Source organism: Cryobacterium sp. PH31-L1 (assembly GCF_030063145.1).
In the GTDB taxonomy this organism is placed as follows: Bacteria; Actinomycetota; Actinomycetes; order Actinomycetales; family Microbacteriaceae; genus Cryobacterium.
Window position 1 is genome coordinate 424,522 of sequence record NZ_JASISM010000003.1, and the last position, 25,048, is coordinate 449,569.

Annotated in this window: 29 protein-coding genes; 21 read left to right on the forward strand and 8 right to left on the reverse strand. The window is 65.6% G+C overall.

The features are described from left to right. Nucleotides 1–53: 53 nt before the first annotated feature. Nucleotides 54–1,367 (reverse strand): aspartate--tRNA(Asn) ligase, encoded by a 1,314-nt coding sequence (gene aspS, locus QMF22_RS08785; RefSeq protein WP_502846930.1) that lies wholly within the window; start codon nt 1,365–1,367, stop codon nt 54–56. A gap of 93 nt (nt 1,368–1,460) precedes the next feature. Between aspS and QMF22_RS08790 the strand changes: the two genes are divergently transcribed. The 10 genes from QMF22_RS08790 (at nt 1,461) to ccsB (ending at nt 9,579) form a co-directional block, all read left to right on the forward strand. Next, entirely contained in the window at nt 1,461–1,760 is a 300-nt protein-coding gene (locus QMF22_RS08790) for a type VII secretion target (RefSeq protein WP_283452544.1), read from the forward strand. Beyond that, nucleotides 1,757–3,058: a hypothetical protein gene (locus QMF22_RS08795; protein ID WP_283452546.1), complete on the forward strand. Its 1,302-nt coding sequence runs from the start codon at nt 1,757–1,759 to the stop codon at nt 3,056–3,058. Before QMF22_RS08790 ends, QMF22_RS08795 begins: the two co-directional genes overlap by 4 nt. Next, the gene (locus tag QMF22_RS08800) at nt 3,052–3,588 is read left to right on the forward strand and encodes a hypothetical protein (protein ID WP_283452549.1); all 537 of its coding nucleotides are present in this window, start codon (nt 3,052–3,054) and stop codon (nt 3,586–3,588) included. Before QMF22_RS08795 ends, QMF22_RS08800 begins: the two co-directional genes overlap by 7 nt. Next, nucleotides 3,581–4,222, forward strand: coding sequence for a hypothetical protein (locus QMF22_RS08805; protein WP_283452551.1), 642 nt, complete (start codon nt 3,581–3,583; stop codon nt 4,220–4,222). Before QMF22_RS08800 ends, QMF22_RS08805 begins: the two co-directional genes overlap by 8 nt. Beyond that, a complete protein-coding gene (locus QMF22_RS08810) occupies nt 4,219–4,869 on the forward strand; it encodes a hypothetical protein (protein ID WP_283452553.1) in 651 nt (216 codons plus the stop codon). Before QMF22_RS08805 ends, QMF22_RS08810 begins: the two co-directional genes overlap by 4 nt. Next, a complete protein-coding gene (locus tag QMF22_RS08815; RefSeq protein ID WP_283452555.1) occupies nt 4,832–5,476 on the forward strand; it encodes a histidine phosphatase family protein in 645 nt (214 codons plus the stop codon). The genes QMF22_RS08810 and QMF22_RS08815 overlap by 38 nt, the downstream gene beginning before the upstream one ends. Further along, nucleotides 5,473–6,075 (forward strand): TlpA family protein disulfide reductase, encoded by a 603-nt coding sequence (locus QMF22_RS08820; RefSeq protein WP_283452557.1) that lies wholly within the window; start codon nt 5,473–5,475, stop codon nt 6,073–6,075. Before QMF22_RS08815 ends, QMF22_RS08820 begins: the two co-directional genes overlap by 4 nt. Then, entirely contained in the window at nt 6,072–6,833 is a 762-nt protein-coding gene (locus QMF22_RS08825; RefSeq protein ID WP_283452559.1) for a cytochrome c biogenesis CcdA family protein, read from the forward strand. Before QMF22_RS08820 ends, QMF22_RS08825 begins: the two co-directional genes overlap by 4 nt. Then, nucleotides 6,817–8,493 carry a cytochrome c biogenesis protein ResB gene (resB, locus tag QMF22_RS08830; RefSeq protein WP_283452668.1) on the forward strand — a complete coding sequence of 559 codons (1,677 nt, stop codon included), beginning with the start codon at nt 6,817–6,819 and terminating at the stop codon, nt 8,491–8,493. Before QMF22_RS08825 ends, resB begins: the two co-directional genes overlap by 17 nt. A 69-nt stretch (nt 8,494–8,562) precedes the next feature. Continuing rightward, a complete protein-coding gene (gene ccsB, locus QMF22_RS08835; protein ID WP_283452670.1) occupies nt 8,563–9,579 on the forward strand; it encodes a c-type cytochrome biogenesis protein CcsB in 1,017 nt (338 codons plus the stop codon). 83 nt (nt 9,580–9,662) lie between these two features. Here the strand turns inward: ccsB and QMF22_RS08840 are convergent, their stop codons facing one another. Genes QMF22_RS08840 through QMF22_RS08855 form a run of 4 tightly spaced genes read right to left on the reverse strand, consistent with a single transcriptional unit; the run spans nt 9,663 to nt 12,335 of the window. Continuing rightward, complete coding sequence (locus QMF22_RS08840) at nt 9,663–10,667, reverse strand: o-succinylbenzoate synthase (protein ID WP_283452562.1); 1,005 nt, start codon at nt 10,665–10,667, stop codon at nt 9,663–9,665. A 48-nt stretch (nt 10,668–10,715) separates the two neighbouring features. Beyond that, nucleotides 10,716–10,970: a hypothetical protein gene (locus QMF22_RS08845; RefSeq protein WP_283452563.1), complete on the reverse strand. Its 255-nt coding sequence runs from the start codon at nt 10,968–10,970 to the stop codon at nt 10,716–10,718. Beyond that, the gene (locus QMF22_RS08850; protein WP_283452564.1) at nt 10,967–11,317 is read right to left on the reverse strand and encodes a DUF7882 family protein; all 351 of its coding nucleotides are present in this window, start codon (nt 11,315–11,317) and stop codon (nt 10,967–10,969) included. Before QMF22_RS08850 ends, QMF22_RS08845 begins: the two co-directional genes overlap by 4 nt. A gap of 40 nt (nt 11,318–11,357) precedes the next feature. After that, the gene (locus QMF22_RS08855) at nt 11,358–12,335 is read right to left on the reverse strand and encodes a sigma-70 family RNA polymerase sigma factor (protein ID WP_283452566.1); all 978 of its coding nucleotides are present in this window, start codon (nt 12,333–12,335) and stop codon (nt 11,358–11,360) included. A gap of 279 nt (nt 12,336–12,614) precedes the next feature. Between QMF22_RS08855 and QMF22_RS08860 the strand changes: the two genes are divergently transcribed. Continuing rightward, entirely contained in the window at nt 12,615–13,754 is a 1,140-nt protein-coding gene (locus QMF22_RS08860; protein WP_283452568.1) for an AMP-binding protein, read from the forward strand. A 177-nt stretch (nt 13,755–13,931) separates the two neighbouring features. Continuing rightward, complete coding sequence (locus QMF22_RS08865; RefSeq protein ID WP_283452672.1) at nt 13,932–14,816, forward strand: 1,4-dihydroxy-2-naphthoate polyprenyltransferase; 885 nt, start codon at nt 13,932–13,934, stop codon at nt 14,814–14,816. Here the strand turns inward: QMF22_RS08865 and QMF22_RS08870 are convergent. Continuing rightward, complete coding sequence (locus tag QMF22_RS08870; protein ID WP_283452570.1) at nt 14,790–15,107, reverse strand: DUF4229 domain-containing protein; 318 nt, start codon at nt 15,105–15,107, stop codon at nt 14,790–14,792. The genes QMF22_RS08865 and QMF22_RS08870 overlap by 27 nt on opposite strands. 72 nt (nt 15,108–15,179) lie before the next feature. Between QMF22_RS08870 and QMF22_RS08875 the strand changes: the two genes are divergently transcribed. From QMF22_RS08875 to QMF22_RS08885, 3 genes are all read left to right on the forward strand, one after another. Continuing rightward, nucleotides 15,180–15,662, forward strand: coding sequence for a PLD nuclease N-terminal domain-containing protein (locus tag QMF22_RS08875; protein ID WP_283452573.1), 483 nt, complete (start codon nt 15,180–15,182; stop codon nt 15,660–15,662). Continuing rightward, entirely contained in the window at nt 15,655–17,379 is a 1,725-nt protein-coding gene (menD, locus tag QMF22_RS08880; RefSeq protein ID WP_283452575.1) for a 2-succinyl-5-enolpyruvyl-6-hydroxy-3-cyclohexene-1-carboxylic-acid synthase, read from the forward strand. Before QMF22_RS08875 ends, menD begins: the two co-directional genes overlap by 8 nt. Before the next feature lie 120 nt (nt 17,380–17,499). Beyond that, entirely contained in the window at nt 17,500–18,354 is an 855-nt protein-coding gene (locus tag QMF22_RS08885; protein ID WP_283452577.1) for a DUF4190 domain-containing protein, read from the forward strand. A gap of 12 nt (nt 18,355–18,366) precedes the next feature. Here QMF22_RS08885 and QMF22_RS08890 read toward each other — a convergent pair whose 3' ends face one another. After that, nucleotides 18,367–19,599, reverse strand: coding sequence for an isochorismate synthase (locus QMF22_RS08890; protein ID WP_283452579.1), 1,233 nt, complete (start codon nt 19,597–19,599; stop codon nt 18,367–18,369). A 94-nt stretch (nt 19,600–19,693) separates the two neighbouring features. Between QMF22_RS08890 and ubiE the strand changes: the two genes are divergently transcribed. Genes ubiE through QMF22_RS08905 form a run of 3 tightly spaced genes read left to right on the forward strand, consistent with a single transcriptional unit; the run spans nt 19,694 to nt 22,934 of the window. Continuing rightward, complete coding sequence (gene ubiE, locus QMF22_RS08895; RefSeq protein WP_283452581.1) at nt 19,694–20,404, forward strand: bifunctional demethylmenaquinone methyltransferase/2-methoxy-6-polyprenyl-1,4-benzoquinol methylase UbiE; 711 nt, start codon at nt 19,694–19,696, stop codon at nt 20,402–20,404. Between the two features lie 29 nt (nt 20,405–20,433). Then, entirely contained in the window at nt 20,434–21,504 is a 1,071-nt protein-coding gene (locus tag QMF22_RS08900) for a polyprenyl synthetase family protein (RefSeq protein WP_283452583.1), read from the forward strand. Nucleotides 21,505–21,551: 47 nt separating this feature from the next. Next, entirely contained in the window at nt 21,552–22,934 is a 1,383-nt protein-coding gene (locus QMF22_RS08905; RefSeq protein ID WP_283452585.1) for an FAD-dependent oxidoreductase, read from the forward strand. Between the two features lie 266 nt (nt 22,935–23,200). Here the strand turns inward: QMF22_RS08905 and QMF22_RS08910 are convergent, their stop codons facing one another. Further along, entirely contained in the window at nt 23,201–23,689 is a 489-nt protein-coding gene (locus tag QMF22_RS08910; RefSeq protein ID WP_092340465.1) for a YajQ family cyclic di-GMP-binding protein, read from the reverse strand. Nucleotides 23,690–23,882: 193 nt separating this feature from the next. Here QMF22_RS08910 and QMF22_RS08915 point away from each other — a divergent pair, with 193 nt between their 5' ends. Genes QMF22_RS08915 through QMF22_RS08925 form a run of 3 tightly spaced genes read left to right on the forward strand, consistent with a single transcriptional unit; the run spans nt 23,883 to nt 25,048 of the window. Next, nucleotides 23,883–24,143, forward strand: coding sequence for an HlyD family efflux transporter periplasmic adaptor subunit (locus tag QMF22_RS08915; protein ID WP_283452588.1), 261 nt, complete (start codon nt 23,883–23,885; stop codon nt 24,141–24,143). Beyond that, nucleotides 24,097–24,489, forward strand: coding sequence for a permuted SH3 domain-containing protein (locus QMF22_RS08920; protein ID WP_283452590.1), 393 nt, complete (start codon nt 24,097–24,099; stop codon nt 24,487–24,489). Before QMF22_RS08915 ends, QMF22_RS08920 begins: the two co-directional genes overlap by 47 nt. Further along, a complete protein-coding gene (locus QMF22_RS08925) occupies nt 24,482–25,048 on the forward strand; it encodes an ABC transporter ATP-binding protein (RefSeq protein ID WP_349357085.1) in 567 nt (188 codons plus the stop codon). The genes QMF22_RS08920 and QMF22_RS08925 overlap by 8 nt, the downstream gene beginning before the upstream one ends.

Consider the following 25,048-nt stretch of genomic DNA (forward strand, 5'->3'; position numbering starts at 1 on the left):
CGTGTGAGCGTGTCGCAAATTTTACCGGCATTACATACCGGCTCGGCGGGTTACTACGGCTCGAGGCGGGTCGGGCCGCGGAACAGGTAGGTGACTTCGCGAATGCTCGCCTGGTGCAGCATGAGCATCAGTACCCGGGCCAGGCCCATGCCGAAACCGCCGTGCGACGGCACGCCGTAGCGGAAGAAGTCGAGGTAGCCCTCGATCTCCTTCGGGTCGAGTCCCTTCTCGATCGCCTGGGCTTCGAGCACCTCGATGCGGTGCTCGCGCTGGGCGCCGGTCGAGATCTCGGTGCCGTTGAAGATGAGGTCGTAGCTCTTGGTGATCGACGCATCGCCCTCGTGGCGCATGTGATAGAACGGGCGGATGCTCGAGGCGTAGTCGGTGAGGAAGACGAACTCGTGCCCGTACTTCTCGGCCACGTAGGCGGCGATCTGGCGCTCACCCTCCGGGTCCATGTCGTCGTCGTCGCGGGGAACCTCGTAGCCGCGGCTCTTCACGATCTCCTTGGCCTCGGCCAGCGGGATGCGCGGGAACGGCGTGCTCGGAACGGTCACCTCGACGTCGAACAGGGCGAGCACCTCCTCGCCGTGCTTGGCCTTGACGGCCGTGAACCCGGCAACCATGAGGTCCTCGTGCAACTGCATGACGTCGTCGTGGCTGTCGATCCAGCTGATCTCGGAGTCGACACTGGTGAACTCGGTGGCGTGACGGCTCGTGAACGAGGGGTCGGCGCGGAACGCCGGGCCCACCTCGAAGATCTTGCCGAAGCCGGCCGACTGGGCCATCTGCTTGAAGAACTGCGGGCTCTGCGCCAGGTAGGCCTTGGTATCGAAATAGCCGACCTCGAACAGCTCGGCGCGGCTCTCGCTCGCACTCGCCATGAGCTTGGGGGTGTGCAGCTCGATGAAGTCGTGCTCGATCCAGTAGGTGCGCAGCGCGTGCTCGAACGTGGTCTGAATGCGGAAGATGAGGTTCTGCTTGGGGTTGCGCAGGTCGAGGAAACGCCAGTCCATGCGCTTGTCGAGGCTCGAGTCCGCCGCGATCGGCGTCTCCGGAATGGCAGCGGACACCACGGTGAGGGTGGCCAGCTTGATCTCGATGCCGCCGAGTTTGACCCGCTCGTCGTGCTTGAGTTGCCCGGTGACCGTCACGAATGTTCCCTGGGCGAGGCCGGAGATGCTGGTAGCCGGCTCATCGGCGACGACCTGGCCCTCGGCATCCGTTGTTCGCGGGTTGACCAGCTGCACGGCGCCGGATTCGTCGCGCAGCACGACGAATTGCACCTTTTTCTGGTCGCGCACCGTTTCGACCCAACCCGACACCGAAACGGTGCCGTCATCGAGAGCGGACAGGTTTTTGATCAATACGCGCGAAGTCACTGTTCGAGTTTAGCCGGAGCCGCTCGCGGGTACCCGCCGAGGAGCTCCCGGTAGAGTGTGGTTCGGGAGGGACGGTTCATGACGCAGAGCAAACTTGAGGTCGATACCGGGGCCGTTCGCAGCCTCGCGGAGAACTTCGACGCCGTTCGTCGCGGCCTCAGCGATGCCAGCGCGGTCAGCGCGGAGCTGGGCGCTATGGTCGGCCATGCTCATTTGTCGAGCGTGATCGACGATTTCTCTTCGAAGTGGGACGACCGTCGCAACGAATTGACCGAGCAGCTCACAGAGATGCATACGATGGGGCAAACCGTCGCGGACGGCTTCGAATCGGTGGATTCCGAACTCGCACGAGCGTTGACAGAAACTTCTCCGTCGTGAGCGGTTACGATCCGCTCCCGGGCGACCCGACCGGCGTGCGCTCAGCGGCGACCAAGTACACACTGACAGCGGATGCCGTGCGCGAATCGGCCGCCGAACTGCGCCGACTCATTGCCGCTGATGACCTGGGTCGGAGCGAGGCCGTATCGGCACTCGTGGAGCTGTCCGGCGACGTCGCCGGCCGGCTGGAAAAGCTGCACGGCCGCTATGAAACGGCGGGCTCGTCGCTCTCCGTCTACGCCGATTCCCTGGAAACGGCCCAGACAATGGCGCGGCAGGCGATCGAGGCGCGCGATTACGCGGCGACCGAAGCAGCGACCGCTCAGTCCTGGGCCGACCATTATTCCGACGCGGTGAGCGAAGCAACCACCCCGGAAGACCGGATCGATGCCCAGCGACTCGCACTCGCGCACGAGTCGGTCGTTGACGATCTGACCGTTCAGCTCGCAGCCACCCTGCAGAACTATCACGATGCGGTTGCACTGCGCGATACCGCCGCGGCCGTGGCTGCGGAGCGAATCGCTACCGCTATCGATCAGGATGGCCTCAATGACTCCCTCTGGGATAACTTCAGCGGGTGGGTCGCGGACAACGCTGCCGTCCTGACGAGCATCAAGAATATTCTGGGTTACCTCGCCGCCGGGCTGGCTATTCTCAGCCTGTTCTTTCCGCTGTTGATACCGTTTGCCCTGGCCATCGCCGGCGCAACGGCCCTGCTGAGCCTCGTGCTCGCCAGCACCGGACAAATCTCCTGGATCGAGTTCGGCCTCGACGCACTCACGTTCGCTAGCCTGGGTGTCGCTGCCATCGCCGGCGTGGCCCTCAAAGGAACGATGGCCGCCCTGAAGTCCACGCGAGTGGCCCATCTCACCGGTTTGGGGACCAGCAAGAACCCCCTGCGGTCTGTCACCGCAAGCTTCAATGGGGTGCTCCCGAGCAAGGTCGGTACCGCGAACAAAGTGGTCTGGTACCGAGAAGTGTTTTCGACCAAGGGAGTCGCCAACGCCAAGGCATCTCGGGTATTGACCAATGCCCGAGCAGGTGCCGGTGGCCCGGGGGATGATCTGCTCGTTGGTCTCGGCAAGGTCAATATCGGGTTTCAGCGCGTGGAATTGGCCATCCCCTCCGTGCTCAAGGGGGCGAATTTGGCCCTCGATCAGCTCGGGCTCCCGGCGCAGGTACTCAACCCCGTCATGCCCGACGCCATTGATAACGTCCTCAACGCGGGTGCCGCCCTCGACGATTGGTACGAGCAGGTCAACGACCAGGCAACGTGGAGAGTGGGATCGTCATGGTGAAGCCGGGGTGGCAGAAGCGGGCACTACGTGTCTCGGACCTCGTGTTCTTTGGGTCCCTGATATTTTTCGTCATTGTCTGTATGGGGCCAGCGCTCGTCATCGCGGTGCTCGGGCTCCTGACCGGCTCGACGCCGACCGAGGAACAGGGCGGGTTCTTCGGCTGGAGCGCCGAGTATCCGGCATTCAACCCCCAATCGTGGACGCTGTTCATCCCGGCAGCCGGAATGCTGTTCCTCTCTATTTGGACCATCCCGCTGCCACTGCGAAGGTTTCCCAAGCCGGGGCGCGCCACGTTCGCCTGGTTTGCCTTCGTGGCCTTCCTGTTCTCCATCCCGTTGGGCACCGCCTACTTCGGGGCTCCCGGCATTTATAACGAAGGCACGTTGGCGTTGTTTGTCTACCTCGTGGCGTGGCTGCTCTTCGTCGTACGCGACATCCTGGGCTGGGTGCATCTCGTTCCGCCGGCCTGGCGTGTGGGCCCATCGGTGCGCACTCGCCGCGCAGGGAAGCCAGCGTCGGCGGATGCCTGAATTCGTTTCGCCGCAGCCAGCTGCACCATCGGCGCCACGTGTTCGATGCGCCTACCGACTCGTGCTTCCCCCGGGCTGGGTTCTGATTCCGGTAGGCGACTCGGCGGATGCTGCCATTTCGAATCTGGTCGACCGACAGTTTGCCGGCCTGCCCACTGACATGTACGGCCCGCAGAAAAAACGACTCGGGGCCGGCCTGCGCACCATCGCGGCCGAAGCGCGCCGAGCCGGTGGGCTTGACCTCGTGTTTCCACTGGCGATGCCGTGGCTGGTTCCAGTTTCAGCGGGAATCGTGATAAGCGAGGTGTGCACCGACGCTCCGTCAGACACTGCCGTCGCCCTTTTGGCGGAACGAATGCAGCCCAGTGGACCGAACGCGACGGTCGCCCGCACCAGGGCCGGGCGCTGCGTCCGAGAAATTGTTGATCTGCCGCGTGCGCCGGACGGCATCGATCGCTTGACAGTTGCCGCCGTTCGCATGGTGCACTACAGCTGGCCGATCCCCGGTGCACCGGGCAGCTTCCTGGTGTCAGCGCTCACGGTCTCCGGAGCGCCGATCGCGGAGTTCGAACCAATAGTCGAAGCGCTCACCGAACTCTTCGACGTCATGATGGAATCGGTGGTTTGGGCATGACAGCAACCATTCGGGTCGACTGTGATCGTGACCGATGGCTCTACGTTCCCGAAGAATGGCCCTGGAACCAGTTCGCGCACCTCGACGATTGGGCCGGCACAGTCACGGGACTGTTGACGGATGCCCATTCCCTCGACCCGCAGACGGCGCGCTGGATCGACGAATCCTTGCACTCGATTGCGAACGATCGCCCAGAAACCGAGTCCCGCTTCGTCTACCTGGCGAACCCGGCAGAGTACATCTTCTTTGTGAGCGTGCTGTACCCCGCGAGTTCCCCGGAGCTGACCCTCGACGACCTCGCGGCGGTGCACGACCCCGCCGCGACGAGCCCCGTCACGGCGACCACGTTTTCGTCGGAGCTGCTCGGTGACGGGGTGCGCAGCATCCGCTATGCCGATGTGGGGGAGCCCGATCATGACATTGCCGCGATTGCCCAGTACGCGTGGAAGGGTGACGACCTGGACGTGGTGGTGATCGCCGCCAATTTCAACATTGCGCTGCTGACCGAGTTGCTGCCGATCGTGGATGACCTCGCTCGGAGCATCAGCATCGTTTTGCCTGAGCGCTCTCACGGCGGTTTCAAGGCTGGCCCCTCCGTAGACTGGTCGGGTGGTAGCCAGTCAAGTGCATCTCGTGCGTCACGGTGAGGTCTTCAACCCCGAACGCGTGCTCTACGGACGGCTGCCGAACTATCGGCTCTCCGAACGTGGTGCGCTCATGGCGGCAACGGCAGCCGACGAACTGGTCGAACGCGGCCGCGCGGTCGTGCGCGTCATCGCCTCGCCGCTTCAGCGTGCGCAGGAATCCGCCGCCCCGATCGCGGCAGCGTTCGCGCTGTCCATCGACACCGACGAACGCATCATTGAACCGACCAACGCCTTCGAAGGCAAGCGGATGCGCGGCCAGGGCGGCGCGCTCCGCGACCCGCGCAACTGGCCGGCCCTGATCAACCCCCTGAAGCCGAGCTGGGGCGAGCCATTCCGCGCCGTCTCCGAGCGTATGCTCGCAGCAATCGACGACGCCTGGAACTCGGTCGACGAGGGTGACGTGGTTCTGGTCAGCCACCAGCTGCCGATCTGGATGGTGCACCGCTCGCTCAACCATGAGCGTCTCGCCCACGACCCGCGGCAACGCCGCTGCGACCTGTCGAGCATCACCACCCTCTCCTGGCACGGCGACCACTTCGCCGAAACCGCCTACGCCAGCCCCGCGCAGGCTCTTCTCGACCCGAGCAACGATGTGGGTGCCGTATGAACCGCCGCAGCCTTCCATTGATTGCACTCGCGGCCGCCGCGTTGCTCCTCGCCGGTTGCTCGTCTGACCCGCTTGCCGACCAATACCGGGAGGGCTCGAGCAAGGGTTTCATCGCCGGCGACGGCAGCGTCACCGAGATCGCCCTCGCCGATCGAGGCCAGGCCATCGACTTCTCCGGCGTGACCGAGACGGGCGAGACCGTCACGAGCGCAGACAAGCTCGGCGAAGTCCTTGTGGTGAACTTTTGGTACGCGAGCTGCGCGCCGTGCCGCGCCGAGGCATCCGACCTGCAGAGCCTCAACGCACAGTTCGAAAACGACGGGGCGGGCTTTCTCGGCGTCAACGTGCGCGACCAGGCGCCGAACGCCATCGCCTTCAATGAGACCTACGGCGTGACCTACCCGTCGGTGCTCGACGTCGATACCGGAGCCATGCAGCTCGCCTTCAGCGGCAGCATTCCGCCGAACGCCGTGCCCACCACCCTCGTGCTCGACGCCGAAGGCCGGGTCGCGGCGCGCATTCTCGGCCAGGTCACCTCGCCGTCCATTCTGGAAACCCTGATTCGGGACACGATCGCGGAGACTGGCACGACCGAGTGAACAATCCCTTTGGAGAGATCGTCTTCAGCGGTCAGCTGCTCTTCGCCATCCCCATCGCACTGCTTGCCGGGCTGGTGTCCTTCGCCTCTCCGTGCATTCTTCCGCTCGTACCCGGTTACCTCGCCTACATCGGTGGATTCACCGATGGACGCACCGGCGCCTCCAAGCGTGACCGGAGCGGCCGCACCCGGCTGCTCGCCGGAGTGGGCCTGTTCGTGCTCGGCTTCACCGTGGTGTTCGTGCTCACCGGCGTCGTGTTCGGTGCCGCCGGGTTCTGGCTCAATTCGTACCGCGACCTGATCACGCGCCTTGCCGGTGTCGTGGTTATCTTGCTCGGCTTGGTCTTCGTCGGGCAGTTTGGCGCCATGCAACGCACCATCAAAACCAACTGGCGCCCCAGGATGGGTCTGGCCGGAGCGCCGCTGCTCGGCGCGGTCTTCGCGGTCGGCTGGACGCCGTGCACCGGGCCGACCCTCACCGCGATCAACTCGCTCAGCCTCGGCACCGGATCGCCCTGGCAGGGCGGCCTGCTCGCCCTGTTCTATTCTCTCGGCCTCGGAATTCCGTTCCTGTTGATCGCACTCGGACTCAACTGGGCCACCGGATCGGTCGCATTCCTGAAACGGCATATTCGTGCCATCAACCTGTTTGGCGGGGTTCTGCTCGTCGTCATCGGAGTACTCATGGTGAGCGGCATCTGGAACACCTGGCTCCTCGATTTGCAAGGGGTGATTGGCAACTTTGTCCCGGCCATCTGACCACTACGATTCCCGCCCGCAGACCCAGGGGCCCGACGTCGTGCAGCCCAAGCTCGGCCTGACCGGCTGGTTGCGCTGGTTCTGGCGTCAGCTCACGAGCATGCGCACCGCGTTGTTCCTGCTGCTGATGCTCGCCATCGCGGCCATTCCAGGGTCGCTCGTACCGCAACGCAGCTCCGACCCGAACGGCGTCACCCAGTACTTCGCCGACAACCCCGACCTCGCGCCGAACCTGGACAAGCTGCAGGCCTTCGACGTCTACACCTCGGCCTGGTTCTCGGCGATCTACCTGCTGCTGTTCATTTCGCTCATCGGCTGCGTCATTCCGCGCACCAAGCACCACTTTCAGGCCCTGCGCGCCAAGCCGCCGACCACGCCGGCACGGCTCTCCCGCCTATCCGGTTTCACCGAACGAGACGCGCCCGCGCGAACGGATGCCGCCACCGCTATCACGCACGCCCGCACCGTCCTGAAATCCAGTGGCTACCGCGTCGCCCGCTTTGATTCCGACACCGAATCATCCGTTTCGGCCGAACGAGGCTACCTGCGGGAAACCGGTAACCTCATCTTTCACGCTGCGCTCGTGGCGATTCTGGTGACCGTCGGCTTCGGCGGCGGCTACGGCTTCGCCGGCCAGCGCGTGCTGGTGGAAGGCCAGACCTTCGTGAATACCCTGCTCGCCTACGACTCCTTCAACCCCGGGCGTTTCTTCGACGACACCACGCTCGACCCGTACACGCTGAGCCTGAACGACTTCTCGGTTTCGTACGAACAGCAGAACCTACAGGCCTACGGGCAGCCGATCGATTTCACCGCCGACGTGACTGTCACGCCCAAGGGCGAGGCGCCCGAGCCGGGCGTCGTGAAGGTCAACGGACCACTGCGCACCGAGGGCACCAGTATCTACCTGCTCGGCAACGGATATGCACCGACCATTCAGGTCACGGCCCCCGACGGCACCGTCGTGTTCTCCGACTCGGTTCCGTTCCTGCCGCAGGACGCCAATCTCACGTCGCTCGGCATCGTGAAGGTTCCCGACGGCCTGGCAGAACAGCTCGGCATGATCGGCTTCTTCTATCCGACCCAGGACAAAGCGGCGTCGGGAGCGAACTTCTCCAGCTACCCCGACCTCGAATATCCGCTGCTGACCCTCAACGTGTACACCGGCGACCTCGGTCTCGATGCCGGTGTGCCGACATCCGTCTATTCGCTCGTCACCGACACCCTGACGCAGCAAACGGGCGGTAAAACCGGCGTCGAATCGATCGAACTGAAGCCGGGCGCCTCAGCCGAGCTGCCGAACGGCCTCGGCACGGTCAGCTTCGTCGACAATGACCCGGCCGCGTCGGCCGCCGGCGACTTCACCCAGTCGGTTTCGCGCTTTGCCAGCTTCGACATTCACCACGACCCGACGCAGATCTGGCTGATCTCCTTCTCCACGCTCGTCTTGTTCGGCCTGTTCACCGGGCTGCTCGTGCCGCGCCGCCGAGTCTGGGTGAAGGCAACGACCCGCGCCGACGGTTCCGTGCATCTCGAATACGCCGGCCTCGCTCGCGGCGACGACCCGGCCCTCGAAGCCGCCGTCACTGCCGTGGCCGACCGTCACCTGAAACTGCTCAAGTCCCACCAAACCGTCGTCGCCACCCCCGAATCGACTTAGGCTTACATCGTGAATCTGACTGACTCTGCCCTGCTCAACTCGTACTCGCTCTACGCGCTGTACTCGGCGATGGCCGTCTACGCCCTCGCCTTCATCGCCTTCGCGGTCGACCTCGCGCGCCGTTCCAGCGCCGTCGGTGCGATTGAGGAGGCCGATTCCATTGAAGCGGATGCCGCCGCGCCGGCGGTTTCCGCCGCATCCGCCGGCAGCACGCGCACCCTCGAGCGACCGGCCCTAAAACGGCCGGTGCTGTCCCGCATCAGCGCCCGGATGGATAACGACGCGGCGATGCCGTATGGACGGTCCTCGAGCCTGCGCGTGGGCGTCGCCCTGACCGTCCTGGCCTGGGCGGTGCACCTCGCGGCCACCGTCATGCGCGGCATCGCCGCGGAGCGGGTGCCGTGGGCGAACATGTACGAGTTCGCCATGACGGGCACCCTGCTCATCATGACGGTGTTCCTGATCGTGCTGATCCGCTCCGACCTGCGTTTTCTCGGAACCTTCGTCACGGGCCTGGTGCTCGTGCTGTTGGGCGTGGCCGCCCTGCAGTTCTACGTGGAAGTGGCTCCGTTGCCGCCGGCGCTGCAGTCGGCGTGGCTGGTCATCCACGTCTTCGTGGCGTCCCTGGCCACCGGGATGTTCGCACTCGGCTTCGCACTGTCGACCGTGCAGCTGTTGCAGTTCCGCCGCGAGAACCATGTGGCCGAGGCTTCGCCCGCGCCGCGCGGGCCGATCGCATCCGTTCTGCGCCTGCGTTTTCTGGCCACGCTGCCGTCGTCGGCGACGCTGGAGAACCTGGCCTACCGCATCAACATCATCGGCTTCATTCTGTGGACCTTCACCCTCATGGCCGGCTCGATCTGGGCCGAGAAGGCCTGGGGCCGCTACTGGGGCTGGGACACCAAAGAGGTGTGGACCTTCATAATCTGGGTCATCTACGCCGGCTACATCCATGCCCGCGCAACCCGCGGCTGGCGCGGATCACGCTCAGCCTGGCTGGCGATCATCGGTTTCTCTGCCGTCATGTTCAACTTCGGCATCGTCAACGTGTTCTTCAAGGGGCTGCACGCCTACTCGGGTCTGTAACCGGTCTTCCCGCGAAAGCGGGTGAACGGTTGCTTCAATTGGTCTGAGGCAACAGTTCACCCGCTTTTACGAACAATGGGGCGCTACTCGGCGGCGATGAGAGCGTGGGTGCGCGCCAAGCGCGCTAGCCACCAGTCGCGGCGCTCGGGGCTGGCAGCGTGCTGCGCCAGCAGCGCGGCATCGGGCACGACCCGACGCACCGGGACAGCGCCGTTTACCGGCAGCAGCGGCTCGCTCGTCACGTCGTCGGCGAGCAGCGAGGCGGTGCCGAGTCCGCAGTCGAAGTACAGTCCGGGAACGGATGCTGCCAGGTGCGCGCCCATCGACAGGCCGATCGACGTGTCGAGGGCGCTGGACACCACGACCGGCAGCCCGGTCTGACCGATGATCGACAGGGCAGCGCGAATGCCGCCGAGCGGCTGCGCCTTGATCACCAGAATGTCGGCGGCGCCGGCCCTGGCTACGGCGAGCGGGTCGCCGCTCTTGCGCACACTCTCGTCGGCGGCAATCGGCACGCTCAGATAGGTCGTGCGGTGGCGGATATCGGCGAGCTCCGGCACCGTCATGCAGGGCTGCTCGACGTACTCGAGGTCGAAAGCGCTCAGTGCATGAATGGCGTGTTCGGCCTCGTCGACGTTCCACAGCCCGTTCGCATCGATCCGGATGCGCCCCTCAGGGCCGAGCACACGGCGCACCTCGGCCACCCGGGCGACGTCGTCCGCGAGGGTCTGATCGGGGCTGGCGACCTTGACCTTGGCGGTGCGGCAGCCGGGAAAACGTGCGAGTACCTCGGCCACCTTCTCGGCCGGAACGGCGGGCACGGTGGCGTTGACCGGGATGCTCGTGCGCAAAGCGTGCGGAGTGCTCTGCCAGCCGAAGTCGATCGCGGCCCGCAACCAGTTGGCGGCCTCGGCATCGTCGTACTCGACGAACGGGGAGAACTCGGTCCAGCCTTCCGGCCCTTCCAGCAGCAGTGCTTCCCTGTTGTCCAACCCGCGAAACCGGTCGAAAAGTTTCAGGGTGACGACGTGTGCGGAACCGAGAAGCTCTTCCAAGGGGGGGACCGTGGCATCCAGTGAGGTCATCATGGTTCCAGTGTGTCAGCCTCCGGCTGGATAGACGGCCAGAACGGTTCGCTAATCCTGTTCGTACTGCTCATCACCGTCGTGATCGTGATCGACACCGTTCGGCTTGACGTTGACCATCGCGACAGCGATGCCGGGCGCGATAAGCAAATAGGCGTCTTCCAACCTTCCTTCACCGCTGTTCACGCGCAACCAGTATGGGAGCCCGGCGGCCAGGGCACCGTCGATCTCCACCTGGACTGATTCAATGGAACGGCCACCGAGCGAATACGGTTTGCCGCTATAGACAATATCGATGCGGTTCAAGGTTCGTCCTTCACTGAACTCGATTGTGCAGCCGACGTTTGTGCGGCTCCAGAGCGGGGTTCCGGAACGATCTGCAATCCGCCGGAAGAATTGGCCGTAGCCATGAGCGCTTCGATCCACTCGCGATTCAGGGTGGGTGAGCGACTACCGAAATACTTGTACGCGATAGGGATAGCGGGGTGCAGCCAGATCGTGCTGCGGCCATCCCCAGCCTGCGGGTCGTCGCGCCAACTGAAGTAGAACGATTCCCCACGGCGAAGCTTTGCACCGATGACCACCTGAACGTGCGCCAGTACCCGATCGTCGAAGTCCGCAGTGAGGGTGGAGTCGTAGGTCAGCTTTCCCATGTCTCGCTCCTGCTCGCGTGCAATCGGTACGGTCGGCGACTTAGTCCCTCAGGTAGTGCTCCAGCCGCGGTACGTGCAACAGAGCCAGCGCCCGCTTCTCAATTTGCCGCACCCGCTCCCGAGTCACTCCCTCGATGTGGGCGATCTGGTCGAGGGTGCGCGGCTCGTTGCCATCGAGGCCGAACCGGGCCCGCAGAATGGAGCGCTCCCGCGGGGGGAGCGTGTCGAGGAAGAAGCGGATGTCTGCGGCCCGCAGGGTCAAAGTGGCGTGTTCGTCGGGCTGGGGGAGGTCATCGTCGATGATGAGTTCGGCCATGTCGCCGGCGCCATCACCGACCGGGGTGTGCAGGGAGATCGGTTCGTTGTCGTATTGCAGCAGTCGAAGCACGTCGCGCACGGGAAGCTGGGCGGCCTCGCCGATTTCGCGCGCGGTGGGATCGCGATCGAGCACGCTGGTCAGGTCTCGACGGATGCGCTTGATCTTGTTGAGTTTCTCGGCGGTGTGCACCGGGATGCGGATCATGCGTGATTTGTCGGCCATGCCCCGGTGGATGGCCTGGCGGATCCACCAGGTGGCGTAGGTGGAGAACTTGTAGCCGGTCATGAAGTCGTATTTTTCGACGGCCCGAACGAGCCCCATATTGCCGTCCTGAACGAGGTCCATGATGGGCACACCGCGACCGGAGTAGTGCTTGGCAATGCTCACGACCAAACGCAGGTTGGCCTCGATGAACTGATTCTTGGCACGGCGCCCGTCGTGCACGAGCCAGGCAAGTTCGCGCTCGTCGGACGAATCGCGCGTACCGACACCCTGCAGGAGCCGGGCCTCGGCGAACAGCCCGACCTTGATGCGGCGAGCCAGATCGACTTCCTGCTCGGCGTTGAGCAGGCTCCCCTTGCCGATGCGCCGCAGATAATCGCCGAAGGCATCCGTTGAGGCGGCGTTGTAATTGCCCGGTGAGGCGGTGCGACGGGGCGTGGCGGTGGCGGTGCGCGATTCCTGAACGGTGGTTGTCATGGCTCTGTGCCCCCACATTTGTTCGTGCTGCCGTTCGTGCTATTCATGGCGACCTCCCCGTACTTTCCAAGTCATTAGTACACCCCCGAACGGGGTGGATGACAAGGGGTTGACTTCTTGCTCGGTCCACAGTACCTGAGGTTTTTTCGTCTTCTCAACCCCTAATCTTACGAGTTGCAGAATTTGAAATGTCGGCACTGACGACGCGTAGGCTGACAGCATGAGCGAACAGGTGTCCGAACACTTTTCGGCGGGCTTCCGGTCCGTGACAGCGCACTCGTGAGGGCGCTGCGGGCGCTGGCGGCGGAGCAGCCGCTCGACTTTCTGCCCGTATTGCGTGCTGCGCTCGCCGGCACCGGGCCGGCTGTGCTGCCGGTACCGGTGGGCAGCGCCTCGGTAAGTTTTAGCGATGTACCGAAGCGAGTCGCCGTCGTCATCGAGACCTCGGGATCGACCGGGGAGCCCAAACGCGTCATGCTCGCCACCAATGCCCTGCTCGCCGGTGCTGCGGCCTCTGCCGTTGCCCTCGGCGGGGCCGGCCAGTGGCTGCTCGCCCTGCCCGTGCATTACATCGCCGGAGTGCAGGTGCTCGTTCGTTCGATCGCGGCCGAAACCAGCCCGTTGGTGCTGCCGCCCGGTCACTTCGATCCGCAGCAATTTCGGCGGCTGGCCGAGACCATGACCGAGCCGCTGCGCTACACCGCGCTGGTTCCGGTACAGCTGGCGCGCCTGCTCGACGCAGCGGATGACCCGGCACTGTTGGCCGTACTGCGCCGCTTCACCGCGATTCTGGTCGGCGGACAGGCGATCAGGCCCGATCTCATCGCCCGTGCGGCCGCGCAAGACGTACGGGTCGTGCGCACCTACGGGTCATCTGAGACCGCTGGCGGCTGCATCTACAACGGTGTGCCGATCGGCGACACCCTCGTGCGGGTCGTGGACGGGCAGCTGGAACTGTCGGGTTCGGTGCTCGCCGAGGGCTACCTCGACGACGAAGCGCGCACCGCTGACCGCTTTCAGCTGGAGCACGGCGCGCGCTGGTATCGCACCGGCGATCTCGGCGAAATCGTCGACGGACGTGTCACGGTGCTCGGCCGGGCCGACAACGTGATCATCTCCGGCGGGGAGAAGGTGTCCCTGGATGCCGTCGAACGCATCGTGCGGTCGTGCTCGGGGTTCGAGCAGGCCGTTGTGGTCGGTGTCGACCATGAGAAGTGGGGCCGGGTTCCGGTCGTGGTGGTAGCCGGGGAGGCTGCGGATGATGCCGGGGTGGCAGCATCCGTCGTGGCGGCGCTGGGGCGTGCGGCCAGACCGGCGCGCACGGTTTGGGTGGCGGAGATTCCGCTGCTGGCCTCGGGCAAGCCCGACCGCAGAGCGCTGACCGCGCAGCTGCCAGCTTTGCACGTGAGCGGCCAGTAGCATGGGGGCGTGGCACAAGGAGCTCGGCCGGTCAGGCCCAAACAACAACGATTGAACCCCCAGGCGACGCTGGCTGGCGCTGATCTTGGCGCTCCAAAGGCCGTTAAGGCCGCGGGCAGCGGCAAATCCGGCCACCCGGCCTATAAGAACGGCCCGCCCCGCAAGGGGCCGGCGAAGGTGAAGCCGGCGACGGCCTCCGACTGGATCTCCGGCGCCCGCCTGCGCACCCTGCCGCTCGCTATCGCTCCGGTTTTGCTGGGCACCGGCGCCGCCATCGTGGCGAGCGGCCCTGGCATCTATCACCCGGTGCGTGCGCTCCTCGCCCTCGCCGTGGCCCTGCTGCTGCAGATCGGCGTCAATTACGCCAACGACTACTCCGACGGCATTCGCGGAACCGACGCCTTCCGGGTGGGGCCCGCCCGGCTCACCGGCGGCGGCGTCGCCAACCCGCGCACCGTGTTGCGTGTGGCCCTGGTCTTCTTCGGCCTCGCGGCCGTGGCAGGCCTGACGCTCGTCGTTCTGACCCAGTACTGGTGGCTGCTGCTGGTGGGCGTCGTCGCACTCGCCGCAGCGTGGTTCTATACCGGCGGCAAGAAGCCGTACGGCTATCTCGGCCTCGGAGAACTGTTCGTGTTCGTCTTCTTCGGCCTCGTCGCCACCGCCGGCACGACCTACGTGCAGGTCGGCGATTTCACCACCGAGAGTGTGCTGGGAGGCGTCGCCATCGGGCTGATCGCCTGCGCCGTGCTCATGGTCAACAACCTGCGCGACATCGTGCCCGACAAGGCCGCCGGTAAGCGCACCCTCGCGGTGCGCATCGGCAGTAGGGCCTCCCGGGTCGTGTTCTGCGTCTTCCTGCTGCTGCCGTTCGTGATCGCCGGACTGTTCAGCCTGGTTTACCCGCTCGGAATCTTCACGTTCTTTGTTCTGCTACTCGCGCTGCCGGCCTGCCTCATCACCATCACGGCGAAGTCCGCGAAGGAACTCATCCTCGCCCTCAAGCTGACGAGCCTCGCGGCGCTCGGCTACGGGCTGCTACTGGGACTTGCTTTCGCGTTCTGACTTGGCCTGCACGGCGTTGGACTGCTGCTCAGCGGCGTTCAACGCGGAGTCCTCGATCTCGGAATCCGGGTTTACCTGCTCTTTGTCGGGGTGCCGCGCCTTGTAGAGGTCGCGCGCAACGCTCTCGCGGGATTTGCCGAGCAACAGGTACGACAGGCACAGCCCGATCAGGGCCGCGATCACAGCGGATGCCCAGGGCCAGAATCCCAGAGACAGCAGAATCGCCAGCGGAACGGCAAACATTAAAACGCGCAACACGGAGTAGTACAGCCAGGGGGGCACGGATTTCATGGATCCAGCTTAGAATGCCCCGGCTGAGTAGGCGCACATGTCTCTCACGGTGAAACGGCTTACAATCAAGTTATGCCCAAGCTCTTGATCGGACTAGGACTGGCCCTGGTCATCCTCACCGTCTACACCCTCGTGGACTGTGCCGTGTTCGACCGCAAACGCATTCGCGGATTGCCGCGCTGGGTGTGGATTTTCGTTATCGTGCTGGTGCCGCTGATCGGCCCGCTGCTCTGGCTGCTCGTCGGCCACGGTCGTGCTACCCCGACCACGCGGTCCTTTCGTTCCGTTGCGCCTGATGACGACGTGGAATTTCTGCGTGGTCTTAACAACGGTGGCCTGAACGGCGGCAGCGTGAAGACGGACAGCGGCGAGAACCGCCCGTTCAACGAGAAAGACCAGCAAGAGCGCATCCGTCGCATGGAGCAGGACCTCGCGGACCTCGACAAGAACGACCCGACACCGGGCAAGGGCGGCACCGCTGGCACTGCCGGAGTTGACCCGACGAAGAAGAACGAACCGGGCGAAGGCGAACAGCCTGGCCGTCGGGATGCCTGAGCGGTCCATCCTCAACCCTCGTAGCCCGGCGACGGATTTCAGCGTCGCCCTCCTGAACGAATTCGTTCGGCTCGGCGTTCGTGACCTCGTGCTGTGCCCCGGTGCCCGCTCGCAGGCGCTCGCTCTGGCCGCGGCCGAGCTGGAACGGGCCGGCAGCATCCGCTTGCACGTGCGCACCGACGAACGCAGCGCCGGATTTTTGAGCGTCGGCCTCGCCCTCGAGACGGGCCTGCCCGCCCTCGTCGTGGTGACCTCGGGAACCGCCGTCGCGAACCTGCACCCGTCCGTGCTCGAAGCCCACCATGCCGGAGTGCCGATGATTCTGTTGACGGCCGACCGCCCGGCCGAGCTGCGCGGCATCCGCTCGAACCAGACCACCGTGCAGGCTGGCCTGTTCGGGGTTGCCACTCGGCTGTGCCTCGACGTTCCGGCACCGGTCGGCGAGCCCGATGAGACCGCCATCGCCGTGGTACTCGCCCGGCAGGCGATGGATGCTTCCACCGGCGTTGTCACCGCGGCTCCCGGCCCCGTCCAGCTCAATCTGGCTTTTCGTGAGCCGCTGTCGGCTGCGGCGCCGTTCTCATTGCCGGTGATTCCCCGTGGGCCTGCCGCCGAGCTTGGCGCTGCGCCGGAATTGCTGCCCGACGGGCCGGCCATGCTTCTCTCGGTCGGGCCGCGCACCGTGGTCGTGGCCGGTGACGGGGCCGGGCCCGCGGCGGAAGAGCTGGCGCACGCCGGCGGCTGGCCGCTGCTGGCCGAAGTCTCCAGTGGCGCCCGGTTCGGGCCGAACCTGATCGTGCATTACCGGGAACTGCTCGCCGCTGTCGACCTCGGCGGCGACGTGGAACGGGTGATCGTCTTCGGACACCCCACCCTCAGCCGGGAGATTCCGGCCCTCATCGCCCGCGACGGCGTCGAGACCATCGTCGTCGCCCCGACCGGCCTCGAATGGTACAACCCTGGCCGCGCTGCACGCGCCTTCACCCGCTCGGTCGGAGCGGATGCCGCCTGCACTGCGGCCGCACGCACGCCGGCCGGCCGCGAATGGCTCGGCCGCTGGGTCATGACCAGCCGCGCCCTCGCCGAAGCGGCGGCTGACGAAGGTCGGGCACCCATCGATAAGCGCGGCATCACCCGCGCCGAACTGGCGGTCTTGCGTGCGCCGCTGACCCGGGCGCTGCTCGTCGACGCGGTGTGGCGGGCATCCTGGCCGCACGACCGGCTCGTGCTGGGAGCGTCCCGGCTGATTCGCGAGGCAGACAAGCGCGTGCCAGGCAAGAAGATCACCGTGCTCGCCAACCGGGGTCTGGCCGGCATCGATGGCACCATTGCCACCGCGCTCGGAGTGGCGCTGGCCAGCCAGGCCGAACCGGAACCGCGTTCGGCGGGCGTGACCCGGGCTCTGCTGGGCGACCTCACTTTTCTTCACGACGTCGGATCGCTGCTGCTCGCCCCGGGCGAAGCCGAGCCCCGGCTGCAGGTCATCGTCGGCGTCGATGGTGGCGGCAGCATCTTCGACGGTCTCGAGGTGGCAGCGACGGCTCCCGCTGAGGCGATGGAGCGGGTCTTGTACACCCCGCGGAAGGTGGACCTGAAGTCGCTCGCCGCGGCCTACGGCTGGGACTACGAGATCGCCGCGACCAGAGCCGACCTGGAGCGCGCCCTCACCGGTGCCCCCACCCGTCCCACGATCCTCGAGGTGCCCCTCCTCCGCTAGTGGCGCCTCTATCTCCGCTCTCGCGAAGTGGGGGGCGAGTTATCCACAGATTTGTGGCGAGCGGATCCTCAGCCGGGGGACTTGGTACCGTTTAAGACACACGGATGCCGGGAGGCCCAGATGACCGATTCGCCCCGGGGGCATCCGCAGACCGGCGGCCTCCCTGAATACGCACCACCCGGACAAGCACCGAACCCGCCGACACGTCGTGGCGGCCTCGCTCTCTCGGCGCTCATCGTAGGCATCAGCGCCTTCGTCCTCGGCTGGATTCCGATTCTGGGACTGCTGCTGGGTGTCGCTGGCATCATTCTCGGAATCCTGGCCATGCGCAGGCCGGGCGGCAAATCGTTCGGGCTCGCGGGCCTGATCGGATCATCCCTGGCCGTGCTGGCCAACGTTCTCGTGACCATTGTGATCGTGGTCGCGCTGGTGAATTCGGGTATCGGCACGGCCGTGCTCACCGATGCCCAGCCCGTCATCACGCCCTGCTATTCCTTCAACGGGCCGGGCGACTACCTGAGCAACCAATCCGCTGAAAAGACGGATGCCTGTATCACCACCCTGGAACTCTGGGGTGAACGAGACCCCGACGGTGTCATCCACAAGACGGGCGTGGGCAGCATCCTTGGCAGCGTACTAGTGGAGCCGGTGGCGGTGGCCAGCACCGACGACTGGGTTCCCGGCGGCAGCCTCGACGACATGGTCGATTTTCTGAACCAGAGCTACTTCCCCCAGGCCGGCGAGGTCACGAGCCTGAAAGAAGCCGTCACCCTCGACGGCGTCGACGCCAATCTCACCCGCATGATCAGTACCGCCGAGAACACCCGCACCAAGGCGTTCCTCACCGTCTTCGCCCCGGACATCTACCAGTCAGCCGGGGAGCCGGTGAAGTTCTTCCTGGTCTCCTTCGTCATTCCCGAAGACAACGGGGAGGAGATCATCGCTGCCGCCATTGATTCCTGGCGCTGGAAATAGCTCGCGGCGGAATCAGCCGAAGGCCTCCACGATGGGGCGAAACTTCATCTTCGTCTCGGCGAGCTCGTGCTCCGGATCGGAGTCCAGCACGATTCCGCAGCCGGCGTAGGCGGTGATGCCGCCTTCGGGCGCGACCTGCGCGCAGCGCAGCGCGATCGCCCACTCTCCGTCGCCGTCGGCGCCGACCCAGCCGACCGGCCCGGCGTAGCGGCCGCGGTCGAACGGTTCGAGCTCGCGAATGAGATCCAGTGCCTGGTCGGTGGGGGTTCCGGCGACCGCAGCGGTCGGGTGCAACGCCGCGATCAGGTCGAGCGACGTCGACCCGTCGCTCAGGGTGCCCTCGAGATCCGTCGCGAGGTGCCACAGGTTCGGCAGCTTCACGGTGAACGGAATCTCGCTCGTCGCGAGCACAGACGTGTGCGGGCGCAGCGACTTGAGAACGCTCTGCACGGCGAACTCGTGCTCGTCGCCGTCCTTCGACGAGGTAGCCAGGGCCAGGGCCGCCTCTCGGTCGTCCTCGGCATCCGCTCCGCGCGAGATCGTGCCGGCCAGCACGCGGGCGTTGACCGAACCGTGGTCGGCGCGAATCAGGGTCTCCGGGCTCGACCCGATGAGGCCATCGACGGCGTAGGTCCAGCAATCCGGGTAGCCCAGTGCGAGTCTCGTGATAGCGCGGCGCAGGTCGGATTCGGCCGGTACCCGCCCGACCAGGTCGCGGGCGAGCACAACCTTATTGACCTGCTGGGCCCGAATGTGCTCGATGCCCGAGCTGACCGCTGCGCGAAAACCGTCGGGTGGCAGCGCTCCGGGCAGCAAGGCGATGCGATACTCGTCGCCGAGCGGATGCAGCGCGAGCGGGTTCTCCGGTGCGCTCTGCCCGGTCGCCCAGATGCGCGTCACCCAGCACTGGCCATCTTCGCGGCCAACGATGATCTCGGGCACGATCAGCACGCTGGTTTGCGCAGACGCCTCATCGAACGCGAAAGCGCCGAACGCGAGCAGCCCGGTGCCGGTGCGTGCGAGCGGGTCGGTCACGGTGGCCAACCGGGCGACCTGTTTCCAGGCGGCGGCGGCATCCGACATGCGGGTGGGACCGGAGAATTCAAGCCTGAGGGCGCAGCCGATTCCGGCCAGACCCTGGTTGCGACGCATCCAGAGCAGGGGCGAGCGGCCATCGAGCAGCAGGATCAGTTGGCGGATATCGGCTATCGGGGAGGTTTCGACCGTCAAGGCCTGCACATTCACTTCTGTAGCCTACGCCCGCGCCACCGCAGCTATGCGAATCCGTGCCCCGGCAACCATGCAGTTTCGCCGGTCGTGCGCATCCTAGAATGATGGAGTGAATAGAGCAGACCTGAACAAACGGCCCGCGCAGGTGGCTGCCATGTTCGACGAGGTCGCCGCCCACTATGACCGCACGAACGCGCTGCTGTCGGTCGGCAACGCGTCGCTCTGGCGCCTCGCGACGACCAAAGCGGTCAGCCCGCAGGCTGGCGAGCGCATTCTCGACATCGCCGCCGGCACCGGAACCTCCAGCGCGGCCCTCGCCCACAGCGGCGCCCACGTCGTCGCGGCGGACTTCTCCGCCGGCATGATCGAGGTCGGCCAAAATCGCCATGCGCACAACCCGAACGTCGAGTTCGTGCAGGCCGACGCTACCGCGCTGCCCTTCAAGGACAACGAGTTCGACGCCGTCACCATCTCCTTTGGGCTACGCAACGTGGTCGAACCGAAGAAGGCGCTCGCCGAGTTCTACCGGGTGACCAAGCCCGGCGGTCGCGTTGTCATCTGCGAGTTCTCCACTCCGCCGCTTTCACTCGTGCGCCAGAGCTATTTCGCGTACCTCAATCACGTCATGCCGCGGGTTGTACGCCTCGCCTCATCGAACGCCGAAGCCTACGACTACCTCGGCGAGTCGATCGCGGCCTGGCCGACTCAGCCGGTGCTCAGCGGATGGCTGCGCTCGGCCGGATACTCCGCCGTCGCCTACCGCAACCTCACACTCGGCATCGTGGCGCTGCACCGCGGAACCAAGCCCGCGGCATCCTGACCCCGGATCAACTCGATAGGCTGACTTACGTGAAATCCAGAGCCCCCGTGATTCGACGCAGCGCGTCGGTGACCAGCCAGGCGGGCCTCGGCGATCGTATTTTCTCTTCCCCCGCCGACCGCGGACTGGCCGCGAACATCGATGCCGGTATCGAAAAGGTCGAGGCCGCGCTCATCGACGAGCTGGTCTACCCCAACGAAATTGCCACCGTCACCAGTCGCTACCTGCTGAACGCCGGCGGCAAGCGGGTGCGTCCCATGCTCGCGCTGCTCACCGCTCACCTAGGCGATGGCGTCGTGCCCGAGGTGATCACGGCGGCTACGGCCATCGAACTGACCCACCTCGCCTCGCTTTATCACGACGACGTGATGGACGATGCCGACAAACGCCGGGGGGTGCCGAGCGCCCAAACCGTGTGGGGCAACTCCGTCGCCATCCTCACAGGCGACCTGCTGTTCGCCCGCGCCAGCCAGCTGATGGCCCGTCTCGGCGAACGTGCCATCAAACTGCAGGCGACCACCTTTGAGCGCCTCGTGCTCGGCCAGTTCCAGGAGACGGTCGGTCCGCGCCCGGGTGAAGACCCGGTCGAGCACTACATTCAGGTGCTGGCCGGTAAGACCGGTTCGCTCATCGCCGCTGCCGCCCAGGGCGGTGTGGTGTTCTCCAACGCCCCGGCCGAGTACGAGCAGCCGGTCGTGGACTTCGGCGAAAAGATCGGCGTGGCCTTTCAACTCATCGACGACGTGCTCGACCTGTCGCCGCAGCCGCAGGAGACCGGCAAGGTGCCGGGAACGGACCTCCGGGCCGGGGTCGTCACGCTTCCCCTTCTTCGGTTGCGGGAGCGCGCCGTGAGTGATGGGGCATCCGCTGATCTGCTGCGCCGGCTGGAACGCGACGTCATGGTCGACGGTTCGGCGCAGACGGAGGCCGCCGATACGGCGATCACCGCGCTGCGCGAGCACGCCGTTACCGCTGAGACCCTCGCCGAAGCCCACGGTTGGGCCCGCGACGCGGTCGCCGCCCTGGTGCCGCTGCCGAACGGTTCGGTCAAGAAAGCCCTCACCCGATTCGCCGAGTCCATCGTCGAGCGCTCCAGCTAGAGCGTGTTGGGGCATGCCCCGAATGCTCGAGCAGTAAGGAATCTTCCGTGACCAAATTGAGACTGGCCATCGTCGGCGCAGGACCGGCCGGCATCTACGCCGCCGATATTCTGCTCAAGGCCGAACGCAATTTTGATGTCTCGATCGACCTGTTCGACCACCTGCCGGCACCGTACGGTCTGGTGCGCTACGGTGTCAGTCCGGATCACCCGCGCATCAAGGGCATCATCAACGCGTTGCGCGGTGTGCTGGACAGCGGTGACATTCGCGTGTTCGGCAACGTGCGGTTCGGCGTGGACGTGACTCTCGACGACCTCAAGAAGCACTACAACGCGGTCATCTTCGCGACCGGCGCTGTGCAAGACGCCGACCTGAACATTCCGGGCGCCGCCCTTGACGGCTCCTATGGCGCCGCCGACTTCGTCAGCTGGTTCGACGGTCACCCCGACGTGCCGCGCACCTGGCCGCTCGAGGCGCGCGAAATCGCCGTGATCGGCAATGGCAACGTTGCGCTCGACGTCTCCCGCATGCTAATCAAGCACGCCGACGACCTGTTGTCGACCGAGATTCCCGCGAACGTCTATGACGGACTCAAGGCATCACCGGTGACTGACGTGCACATTTTTGGGCGCCGCGGGCCGACATCCGTTAAATTCACGCCCCTGGAATTGCGCGAAGTCGGCGAGCTGCGGGACGTCGACATGATCGTCTACGACGAAGACTTCGACTACGACGAGGCCGCGAAAGCCGCCGTCGCGAGCAACAAGCAGGTCTTCGTGATCGACAAGACGCTGAACGTCTGGCGGGCCCGCGAGTCCGGCACGGCCAGCCGCCGCCTGCACCTGCACTTCTTCGCCAAGCCCGTGGAGATCGTCGATGACGGCACCGGCCGGGTAGCGGCTTTTCGGTGGGAACGCACCACAACGGATGCCGCCGGGGGCGTCGTCGGCACCGGTGAAATTCGGCAGATCCCGGTTCAGGCCGTCTACCGGGCGGTCGGCTACTTCGGATCCGAACTGCCCGACGTGCCATTCGACAAGAAGCGCGGCGTCATCCCCAACCGTGAAGGTCAGGTGCTGCGGCGCGACCCCTCGGCCGGCACCGGCGGATTATTCAACCAGCAGATGTATGGCGTCTACGCGACCGGGTGGATCAAGCGCGGGCCGGTAGGACTGATCGGCCACACCAAGAGTGATGCAATGGAAACAATCAAGCACCTGATCAACGACCTCGGCAACTGGTGGCGGCCCGAGTCGCCGTCAGAGGAGAGCATCGTGGAGCTGCTCGACGCGCGCGGCGTGCGATACACCGGCCTCGACGGCTGGCACAACCTCGACCAGCACGAAATCGCTCTCGGTGAGGCCGTGGGCCGCACCCGCATCAAGGTCGTCGACCGCCACGAGATGGTGGCCGTCTCCCGGGCCGAGTAGTCCGCCCCATTTCTTCGGACGGGGCCAGGCCCGGCCGTGGGCCCAATTTGTAAACTGGGCCCACGGTCATTAGGTGGGCCCGAAGGCCGGAGCGTCTACCTCTCCGGGCCCGGGCCCGGGAACTGGGCGCATGTTCTATCGTGGTCCCGGTTGCCGAAGGTGGGCCGGGCGGCCCGGGGTGCCGGCGGACGTGCTGAATTTGCCAACGGCGCGGCATCCGCTGAACTTGATGGGCGGATGCCGCGGCACCGGAGGCCTACGCGCGGCTAGCGGAAGTTCGTGAACTGCAGGGCTACGTCGAGGTCCTTGCCCTTGAGCAGCGCCATCACGGCCTGCAGGTCGTCGCGGCTCTTGGAGCTTACCCGCAGCTCGTCGCCCTGGATCTGGCTCTTGACGCCCTTGGGACCCTCGTCGCGAATGATCTTGCTGATCTTCTTCGCGTTCTCCTGGTCGATGCCGGCCTTCATGGTCGTCTCGATGCGATACTCCTTGCCGGAGGCGAACGGCTCACCGGCATCCAGGCTGCGCAGCGAGATGCCGCGCTTGATCAGCTTGGCCTCGAACACCTCGAGGATCGCCTTGACGCGCTCCTCGGTGTTCGCCTTCATGAGCACCTTCTCGCCGCTCATCGCGATCGAGGCCCCCACGTTCTTGAAGTCGTAGCGCTGCGCGACTTCCTTGTGCGCCTGGTTGAGGGCGTTGTCGACCTCCATCGGGTCGACCTTGCTGACGATGTCGAATGTTGAATCTGCCATTCCCCCATGGTATCCGACCCGCGAGAGCGCAAAAAGTGAGCGTTCAAACGGGCACTCGACCTCGCCACCGCGTGTGCTCTCGTGTGGCTCATCGGCGATTGATAGGCGCTGGAGGCCTTGGGCATAGGCGGGCTCCTTAGGTTCGCCTTAGCCGCAACGGAATCCGCGGCGGTGAACATATATGAGGAGAACGATGAAACTGCGCAGCCGCATCCGACACATGAGAGCCCGCTGGTGGGTACTGAACGGCGTCATCGTGCTCGCCCTCGCCGGAGCCGGCAGCACGACCACCGCCAGCACCGCAGCGTTCACCATCGTCAGTACCGACGCCTGGACCGTCGACCTCAGCGTGGGCGAAGCGGATGTCGCCCTCATCGAGGCTAACGACCAGGTCGAACTCTCCCTGGATGACGGTGGTTGCTGCCGTTGCCGGAGCGCCAGAGGGACTCTATGACGGCGTCGCCGTGACCGCGGCGATCGTCGACGAACGCCGCACCGACGTTCTCACCGTGGCGAGTGCCGCAGTGACCAGCGTGGATGGGGCATCCGTTGTGATCGTGAAACACGCCGATGGAACCGAGGTGTCCACACCGGTCACCGTCGACGCCACGGTCGGCAACCTCACCGAGATCACCGAGGGGCTCGCCGAGGGCGACGAGGTCGTTGTGGCCACCTTCACCCCCGGCAGCGGCAACGCCGGCACGACCGGCACCGACCGCACCGGCGGTTTTCCGGGCGGCGAGATGCCCACGGGCGACTTCCCGGCGGGACAGATGCCCGGAGGATCCAACAATGGATAACGCACTAACGGATGCCGCACCCCCCGTCATCGAGTTGCGCAATGCAGGCAAGACCTACCGTTCCGGCAGCATCGAATTTGAAGCGCTCAGGGGCATCGACCTCGCTATCTCCGCGGGCGAATACGTCGCCATCATGGGGCCGTCGGGGTCGGGAAAGTCCACGATCATGCACGTGCTCGGCTGCCTCGACACCCTCAGCCGCGGCGAATACCGCCTCGGCGGCACCGACGTGAACGACCTCGACGAGGTGGACCTCGCCGAGATTCGCAACCGCCAGATCGGCTTCGTCTTTCAGGGATTCAACCTGTTGTCGTCGCTGTCGGCCTGGCGCAACGTGGAATTGCCGCTGATCTACGGGGGAGTGCCGCGTCACGAGCGCAAGCTGCGCGCCGAGCAGTCCCTGGAACGCGTGGGACTCGGCGACAGGTTCGACAATCGGCCTGGCGAGCTTTCGGGTAAACAGCAGCAGCGCGTGGCCGTGGCCCGCGCCCTGGTCGGCGAGCCGACCATGATCCTGGCCGACGAACCGACCGGAAACCTCGACTCGGTGTCGACCTAG